The 6232-nt window shown below is 66.6% G+C and carries 6 protein-coding genes; 5 read left to right on the top strand and 1 reads right to left on the bottom strand.

What is annotated here, in order from left to right; genetic code table 11:
• Both AC1DN0_RS39830 and AC1DN0_RS39835 read left to right on the top strand, forming a co-directional pair.
• Nucleotides 1-252, top strand: a 252-nt coding sequence (locus AC1DN0_RS39830) for a thiolase C-terminal domain-containing protein (protein WP_441630467.1), incomplete at its 5' end; no start/stop codon positions are given.
• Between the two features lie 30 nt (nt 253-282).
• The gene (locus tag AC1DN0_RS39835) at nt 283-654 is read left to right on the top strand and encodes a Zn-ribbon domain-containing OB-fold protein (RefSeq protein WP_477111539.1); all 372 of its coding nucleotides are present in this window, start codon (nt 283-285) and stop codon (nt 652-654) included.
• Nucleotides 655-699: 45 nt separating this feature from the next.
• Here the strand turns inward: AC1DN0_RS39835 and AC1DN0_RS39840 are convergent, their stop codons facing one another.
• Nucleotides 700-1416 (bottom strand): GntR family transcriptional regulator, encoded by a 717-nt coding sequence (locus tag AC1DN0_RS39840; RefSeq protein WP_477103644.1) that lies wholly within the window; start codon nt 1414-1416, stop codon nt 700-702.
• A 294-nt stretch (nt 1417-1710) separates the two neighbouring features.
• On the opposite strand from AC1DN0_RS39840, the gene AC1DN0_RS39845 reads away from it, so the two are divergent.
• From AC1DN0_RS39845 to AC1DN0_RS39855, 3 genes are all read left to right on the top strand, one after another.
• Nucleotides 1711-3387, top strand: a complete 1677-nt coding sequence (locus tag AC1DN0_RS39845; protein WP_477111540.1) for a GMC family oxidoreductase — start codon at nt 1711-1713, stop codon at nt 3385-3387.
• A 102-nt stretch (nt 3388-3489) separates the two neighbouring features.
• Complete coding sequence (locus tag AC1DN0_RS39850; protein WP_441630460.1) at nt 3490-5265, top strand: hypothetical protein; 1776 nt, start codon at nt 3490-3492, stop codon at nt 5263-5265.
• A 133-nt stretch (nt 5266-5398) separates the two neighbouring features.
• A partial coding sequence (locus AC1DN0_RS39855; protein ID WP_477146544.1) for a TauD/TfdA dioxygenase family protein occupies nt 5399-6232 on the top strand: 834 nt, incomplete at its 3' end.

Here is a 6232-nt window from a genome sequence, read left to right on the forward strand (position 1 = left end):
TTCGTGGCCGACGGCAACCTGATTTCCGGCGTGGGCAAGCTGCCCTTCAATACCGACGGCGGCGGCCTGTGCAACAACCATCCCGCCAACCGCGGCGGCATCACCAAGGTGATCGAGGCCGTGCGCCAGTTGCGCGGCGAAGCGCACCCGGCCGTGCAAGTCAGGAACTGCGACCTGGCGCTGGCCCAGGGCACCGGCGGCTATCTCGGCTCGCGCCATGGCAGCGCCACCTTGATCATGGAACGGGAGTAACAAGATGGCGACCCCTACACCCCCACCCTGTTGAAAGCACCGGCCGAGTCGCCGGACAACGCGGCGTTCTGGCAGGCCGCGCGCGAAGGCCGCCTGCTGGTCAGGCATTGCAAGTCCTGCGGCAAGCCGCACTGGTATCCGCGCACGCTGTGCCCGTTCTGCATGGGCGAGACCGAATGGAAGCAGGCCTCGGGCCGTGGCACCGTCTATTCGCTCAGCGTTACCCGCCGGGCCGGTCCCACGCCCTTCTGCATTGCCTATGTGGAGCTCGAGGAAGGCGTATCGATGATGACCAACATCATCGATTGCGACCTGGACGCAGTGCGCATCGGCCAGCCGGTCCGGCTCAAGTTCGCCGCGACCGCCGATGGAGCGCCGGTGCCGGCCTTCACGCTCGCCTGACTGACGGGGTCCGTCCGGCTTCCGGACGCCGCTCGACAACGCCGGCTAGCGCGTCACCGTCGCTTTGTGGGAGTAGCGGTCGCCCCGAAAGATCAGCTCCGATGTGCAAAGCGCGATGCCACGGATATCGATCGGGGTGCATCGCAGGCGTAGCAGCGGGGTTCCATCCGCGACCCCCAGCCGCCGCGCCACATCCCCGGCGGCGGGGATCGCCGAGCTTTCGGTAGTGACCTCTTTCATCCGGTAACCCAGCCGGCTCTCGAAGATCGCCATGACGTCATTGGTCTCAAGGTCCTCCTTCACCAGCGCGCGGATCACCGCTTCGTCACCCATGATCATGAAGAGGGCCGCGGGCTCGGCATTCGACATCCGGAGCGTAGTGGCGCATAGCAGCGCAGCGCCCGAATTCAGGCCCAGTGCTTCCACGGCGAACGCCGGCGCCTTGATCTTGCGCACCGAGACCAGCTTGCCATGGGCAAGTTTCCCCCGTGCGCGCGAAGCCTCATAGAAGCCCGTCAGCGGCCCCAGGTTCGAGGTCTCCGCGGGCCGGGTGACGAAGCTGCCCTTGCCGTTGAACTTCTCGATCAGGCCGCTGGCGTGCAGTCCGGCCAGCGATTGCCGGACCGTGATGCGGCTGACGCCAAACTCCGCCATCAGTTCGGATTCCGACGGCAGCTTGGCGCCAGGCCCAAGCTTGTTGTCGACGATGCGCTGGCGGAGTTCTTCTTCGATTTGCCTGAATCTGGGCTGGGGCGTGGTCAAGGTCCGGGTCCTTCGTGTTTCGAGCGGATCCCCTGGCTGGAGATCCTGGCGGTCCATGGATTATACCTATCATGACAGGAGTCCTCCCTCACCCTTGACCTGTTATAACAGGTCGTGGCAGTATTGAACCGCCAAGAGTACGGCCGACCGTACCGCCGGCTCAGAGATACGGAGCGAGACACAGACACGCCGGCTGCCAGTCATGCGCAACCCCGGTGTGACCCTTTGCGCGCTCTCGTGTCTTGCGCGGCGATACCGGCCAGCGAGCAACGCTTCACGATACGAGAGAACGGAATGAGCAACGCAGCACAGAATTCCCGCGCGCAAGCGGCAGCGGCGGAGTATGACTACATCGTCGTCGGCGCGGGCTCGGCCGGCTGCGCCCTGGCGGCGCGGCTGGCGGAAGATCCGGCGGTCACGGTGGCATTGCTGGAGGCTGGCCCGGACGACCATCATTACAGCGTGTGGACGCCGCTCGCCCTGGCCGCCGTGGTGCCCAAGCGCGGTCCGCGCAACTACGCGTACCGCACCGTTGCGCAGCCGGGCCTCGACGGGCGGCGCTCCTACCAGCCGCGCGGCCGGGGGCTGGGCGGCAGTTCTTCGATCAACGGCATGGTCTACATCCGCGGCCACCGCAATGACTACGACCTTTGGGAGCGCCTGGGCTGCAAGGGCTGGGGTTACGACGATGTGCTGCCCTATTTCCGCCGCAGCGAGCGCAACCAGCGCGTCAGCGACAGGCACCATGGCAGCGATGGCCCGCTGCATGTCAACGACCTGCGCACGCCGAACCCCTTCTCGCAGCGCTTCGTCGCGGCGGCCGTGCAGGCCGGCTTGCCGTTGAACAATGACTTCAATGGCGCTGAGCAGGAAGGTGCCGGCCTGTACCAGGTCACGCAACGCAACGGCGAACGCTGGAACAGCGCGCGCGCCTACCTGCATGGCGGCAACGCCGCCGACACCGCCCTGAACGGCGGGCGCAGGGGCCTGACCGTCCTGACCGGGACGCAAGCGCTGCGCGTGGTCTTCGAAGGCAAGCGCGCCACCGGGGTGCGCGTGTCGCGCGCCGGCGCCGAGCAGACCCTGCGCGCCAGACGCGAAGTCATCCTTAGCGGCGGCGCCTTCAATTCCCCCCAGTTGCTGCTGGCCTCGGGCATCGGACCCGCATCGCATCTGGCCGAACACGGCATCGCCGTGGTCCACGATCTGCCGGGTGTCGGCGAAAACCTGCAGGATCACCTCGACATCACCCTTTGCCAGCAGGTCCGCTCGACCGATCTGTACGGCTACAGCCTGGGCGGCGTATTCCGGATGCTGTCGGAAATCCGGCGCTACCGGCGTGAGCGCACCGGGATGGTCAGCTCGAACCTGGCCGAAGCCGGCGCCTTCATCAAGAGCCGCCCCGATCTCCCCGAGCCGGACCTGCAACTGCATTTCATGCCCGGACTCTCGCCCACCCACACCGGAATGAGCCGGCGCGAGCTGAAGCATGGGTTTACCGCCCTCGCCTGCGTGTTGCGCCCGGAAAGCCGGGGACACGTGCGGCTGCAGTCTACCGATACGCGCGATGCGCCGCTGATCGATCCGCGTTTCCTGTCGGCCGAAGCGGACATGGCAGGCATGGTGGCGGGTGTCAGGGCGATGCGCCGCATCTTCTCGCAGCCGGCGCTGGCAGGTGCGGGCGGCAAGGCGCTGCTCATCGATGCGTTCGGCGCCGGCGAGGGCAACGAAGAGGCGATCCGCGCCTACATCCGCAAGCATGCCGATTCCGTATTCCACCCCGTAGGCACCTGCAAGATGGGCACCGACGACATGGCGGTGGTCGACCCCGAACTGCGCGTGCGCGGCGTGGAGGGCCTGCGCGTGGCCGATGCCTCGATCATGCCGACCCTGATCGGCGGCAATACCAACGCGCCGGCCATCATGATCGGCGAGAAGGCGGCTGACCTGATCCGCGCGGCCGCCAGGTAACCAGGCCGCCCGGGAACCGGCCGCGCCGGTTTTTCCCGGCGTAGGCCGGCAAGCCGAGCGGCCCTTCATGACAGACGACATCCCGAAGCAGAAGTGAGTGATATGAAGCAAAGTCCCTGCACCACCCGGTTTTCTTCCGACCGTACCCACGCCCGCGGCCGCCGGCTTGCCCTGGCGATGACGCTCGCCGCTGCCGCCGCGGCAGCGCACGCGGCCGGCCCCGCTGGTCCGGTTCCCAACCCGTATCTCGCGCAGTCCTACAACAACCAGACTCACTGGAACGATGCCGCTACGGACAGCGTCGGCTTTGCCGTGCCGCGCGGCAACTTCGAAGTCACGCCCGATTCGGTGCAAGTCATTCCCAACGAATCGGGGAGCCTGCCCCTGGTTGCCGATCGCGTCGGCGGCAAGGACATCTACTGGTGGTGGGCCGGCTTTTCGCTGCGCAAGGTGGGCGTGGATGGCGACAAGCTGGTGGAACTCGCCCGCACCGAAATTCCGGTACACCTGCCGAACTACACGCCGGTCACCGCCGAGCGGCGCCGCGAACAGGCCGCGGAGGTGAAGACGTTCCTCGATGCAAGGGACGAGCAGGGTCTGCTCGACTATATGAAGTCCCAGCCGAACCGCGCCTTGACGCTGGCGGAAGATCAGGTCGCCAACGGCGCGGTCTATGCGGTACTCGGCCGTGACGACGCCTTCTACGGCTGCAGCGGCCGCCAGATCTTCCGTATCGACCAGGAGGATCCGAAGGAAGCGGGCTCCGGGATGAAGGCGCCGCGGGCGATCACGCTGCCGGCTTCCCTTTTCGACAATGCCAGGGCGGCGAGCGGCACGCGCAGTCCGGCCGACATCCTGTTCGGCATGGGCATGTCTTACAACGGCTACCTGGTCGTGAATACGCTGGGCGGCAAGGTCATCACCCTGAACCGCGACACGCTCGAAGTCGTCGACGTCTTCACGGTTGCGGGCAAGGACGAACTGTTCATGAACAGCTTCGCCACCGGCCCCGAGGCCAACGGCGGCGCGGTGTATGTCGCATCCAACACGACCATGTACCGCCTGGTGGTGGACAAGGACGGCAAGATCCGCAGCGACGAAGCCAGCGGCGCATGGCAGGCGTCCTACGATCGCGGCGTGCGCATGCCGGCGCCGAAGATCGGCGACGGCACCGGCTCGACGCCGACCTTGATGGGGTTCAGCCCGAATGAGGACAAGCTGGTCGTCATCACCGACGGCGCGAAGAAGATGCGCCTGGTAGCGTTCTGGCGGGACAAGATCCCCGCCGGCTGGAAACAGAAGCCCGGCACGCTGTCGCCGCGCATCGCCGACCAGAAGGTGGTCGACATGGGGCCGGCGCAGGAGTCGGTACAGTCGGAGCAATCCGTGGCCGGCTTCGGCGACTATGCCTTCGTCGTGAACAACATTCCCACCGGAAGCGCCCCCCAGCTCAGCCCGTCCGGCACCTTCGCCAGCCTGGTCAACGGCGCCACCCGCCCCGGCCCGGCCGGCGTCGCCGCCCTCAAGTGGCAGCAGAAGGCACATGCCTGGCGCACGCAATGGGTGCGCACCGATGTGTCCTCGATCTCGATCGTGCCAATGATCAGCGGTGCCGGCCGCATGGCGATCATCGACGGGTATTTCACCGGCAAGTGGAATGATCGCTACCACATCGGCATGGATCTCGACACCGGCAAGACCGTAATGACAATCCGCACTGGCAGCGACCCGACCTTCAACGGCTTCTACTCGCCGATCAAGGTCGATCCGCAGGGCCACATCTTCTACAGCGGTGCGTTCGGGCTGATGCGCCTGGACACGGCGAAGATGCGGCGCGTGCCGGCGGACGACCCGGTGATGACGGCGCGGCACGACTGACGCCATGGGTGGCGCAATGCCCGCGCTTTCGCAAGGAGCCTGGCTGGCGCGAACGCGTCAGCCTGTATGCAACTGCCGTACAGCCAGCGCCAGGTGGCGGCTGATGGCAGCCCCAAAGACGAGGAGACACAAGATGCAAGCTGCTGTTACCGCCCCCGACCTGCCTGCAACCAGGGCGACGGACACCGAGAGCTGGCCCTTTACCGTCAGGCGGTCCACGCCGACCATCGGCGCGGAGATCGGCGGCATCGACCTGCGCCAGCCGCTCGGCGACGCTACCTATCTCGCCCTGCGCCGCGCGCTGGTGAAGTTCAAGGTGCTGTTCTTCCGCGACCAGGAGATCTCGCCAGCGCAGCATGTGGCCGTGGCGCGCCGCTTCGGCGAACTGGAGATCCACCCCATGATCGGCCACCACCCGGACCATCCGGAGCTGGTGGTGTTTGGCCGCAACGGGGGGCAGCGCGGCCGCGAGAACCTGTACCACTCCGACGTGTCATGGCGCGAAGTCCCGTCCATGGCCTCGATGCTGCGTTGCGTGGAAACGCCCGAGGTGGGCGGCGACACGATCTGGGTCAATATGGCGGCGGCCTATGCCAACCTGCCGGAAGACGTCAAGGCGCGCATTGCCCGGCTCAATGGCGTGCACGACGCGATGCCGACCTTCGGCCAGGCCCTTGCGGACGACAAGTACGAGGCCATGCGCCAGAAGTACCCGCCCGCGGTCCACCCCGTGGTGCGCACGCATCCGGAAAGCGGTGAAAAGATCCTCTACGTCAACGAGGGGTTCACGACCCACTTCGCCAACTACGCCAGGGAGCAGCCGTACCGCATCGGCTCCGACTTCCGGCCGGCGGAGATGGACCTGATGCAATACCTCTTCCGCCAGGCTGCCGCGCCCGAGTACCAGGTGCGTCTGAAATGGCAGCGCAACACCATTGCCTTCTGGGACAACCGCTCCACCCAGCAC

This window comes from Cupriavidus sp. 05N39, assembly GCF_056397325.1.

Coding starts and splice junctions, on each gene's coding strand:
- AC1DN0_RS39845 (WP_477111540.1), top strand. CDS start 1,711: ATGAGCAACGCAGCACAGAATTCCCGCGCGCAAGCGGCAGCGGCGGAG.
- AC1DN0_RS39850 (WP_441630460.1), top strand. CDS start 3,490: ATGAAGCAAAGTCCCTGCACCACCCGGTTTTCTTCCGACCGTACCCAC.